Origin of the sequence: Butyrivibrio sp. YAB3001, assembly GCF_900112195.1 — a bacterium.
GTDB lineage: Bacteria > Bacillota > Clostridia > Lachnospirales > Lachnospiraceae > Butyrivibrio.
Genome location: NZ_FOKR01000049.1, coordinates 1 through 2,199 on the forward strand (window position 1 = coordinate 1; position 2,199 = coordinate 2,199).

A 2,199-nucleotide genomic window follows, 5' to 3' on the forward strand; every position below is an offset into this window, starting at 1 on the left:
CGGAAGTTTGACACCCAAAATCCTCAGAAGCCAGTGATGGCTTTATTTTTTGCGCAAATTTGAATGTTGTGTATTGCGTATATGCGTATATAGTGGTAAAATATTAGTATACCACTAAGTGTTGTGGAGGTACCACAGATGCGCATAATGAAAGGTAAATCCTCAAATCCCACTTACCATGTGATACAAGATGTAAGAAGGAATGGGAAAAGGAGCACAGAGATAATTGAAAATCTTGGAAGTGCGTCGGAAATATGCGAAAAATATCATGTTTCTGATGCTGATGCATGGGCTGCTGATTACATTAAAAGAAAGCGTGAAGAGGCTGCCTCCAAAGATCATAAAGTACTTGTTTCTTACAACACCAGCGCAGTAATCGATAAAGATAAAAGACTCTCATTCAATGCCGGTTACCTCTTCCTGCAGCAGATATATTATCAGCTTGGTCTGCCTTCCATCTGCAGGAAGATAAAGAAAGAGAATTCTTTCGAGTATGATCTCGATAACATACTCTCAAGACTTATTTATGGAAGAATACTCTTCCCCTCATCAAAGCTTTCCTGCTATGAGCAGTCTCAGAAACTCATTGAGGAGCCTCAGTTTGACCTCCACCAGGTTTATCGTGCCCTCACCACGCTTTCTGAAAACTCAGACATGATACAGGCAGAGCTTTACAAACGTTCTAAGAAACTTGTGAAAAGAAATACCGGTGTCCTCTTCTATGACTGCACGAACTACTTCTTTGAAATGGAGCATGAAGGTGGATTGAAGCAGTACGGTCCCAGCAAAGAACACCGTCCCAATCCCATAGTACAGATGGGATTGTTCATGGATAAGTCAGGGATACCTCTTGCATTCTGCATCAATCCCGGCAACCAGAATGAGCAGTTATCTCTAAAGCCTTTGGAGCAGCAGATAATGCGGGACTTTGAACTCTCAAAGTTCATCGTATGTACCGATGCAGGGCTTTCTTCTGATGCGAACAGGAAGTTCAATAATTATGGCGAAAGAAACTTCATAACTACCCAGTCGCTAAAAAAGCTTAGAGCAGATCTGAAGGACTGGTGTCTCGATCCTAAAGGCTGGGAGCTTGAAGGCAGCAAGAAAAAGTATGATATATCAGGGCTTGATGATACACCGGAAAACAGAAAGAAGATTTTCTATAAGCAGAAACTGATCGAGGGTTATGACGAAGAACGAGACATCACCTTCGACCAGACCATTATTGTCACCTACTCTCTTAAGTACAAAGAATACCAGCAGACTGTAAGAAGCCGCCAGATAGAAAGAGCAAAAAAGCTCATCGAAAAGCCATCATCAGCTGACAAACGCTCACAGAATGATGCAAAGAGATTCATAAAGAAAACTCCATTTACAAACGATGGAGAGATTGCAAACAGGGCCATGTATGAACTTGATGAAGCATCCATTGCTGATGAAGCAAGGTATGACGGTTTCTATGCAGTATGCACCAACCTAGATGACGATCCTGCCGATATAGCAAAGATAAACCATGACAGATGGGAAATCGAAGAGTCCTTCAGAATAATGAAATCTGAGTTCGAAGCAAGACCTGTATATCTGCAACGGGATGACAGGATCGAAGCTCACTTCCTAACCTGCTTCATAGCGCTTATGATCTATAGGATACTTGAAAAGAAACTCGGTGATAAATATACCTGTGAAGAGATAATAAAAACTCTAAGAGAAATGGATATGAGAAAAGTCGGAGAACACGGATATATACCAAGCTATACAAGAACACAGTTGACTGACTCTCTACATGAAAATGTAGGATTCAGGACTGACTATGAACTGATAACTCCTAAGTCAATGGCAGGAATAATCAGAAGAACTAAAGGGTTATAACAAATGGTCCGCTAGTCGGACACCCTTAGTTCATATCCGCTTGTCAAACAGTCCTCATGAGTCATATATCTGTCAAGGCCGTAGCCGCGCAGCGGTGCTTCGCAGCCTTGACAGATATATGGCTCATGATAAAAAGGTAATCAAGCGGATATGAACTTAGGCCTGGCATAGATGCCCGGCTGCAACGTAGATTCAGAGGCTTGCCGAAGGCAAGGCTTCCTTTTCTAACAAGTTTACGCAGCATTACGCTTTTCACGAGATAAAAATAAAGCCGGAATCCTAGATGTATACTGGGATTGCGGCTTTTTAGGTGTCAAAGATGGGATTATA

At 41.9% G+C, this 2,199-nt stretch carries 1 protein-coding gene; it reads left to right on the plus strand.

Translation table 11 applies throughout. The annotated features are described in order from the left end of the window. Positions 1–138: 138 nt before the first annotated feature. Positions 139–1,869 (plus strand): IS1634 family transposase, encoded by a 1,731-nt coding sequence (locus BM086_RS20350; protein ID WP_092332339.1) that lies wholly within the window; start codon positions 139–141, stop codon positions 1,867–1,869. Positions 1,870–2,199: the final 330 nt, after the last annotated feature.

What these genes read in the sequence shown, in the direction of transcription:
- BM086_RS20350 (WP_092332339.1), top strand. Translation starts at nt 139, where the DNA reads ATGCGCATAATGAAAGGTAAATCCTCAAATCCCACTTACCATGTGATA.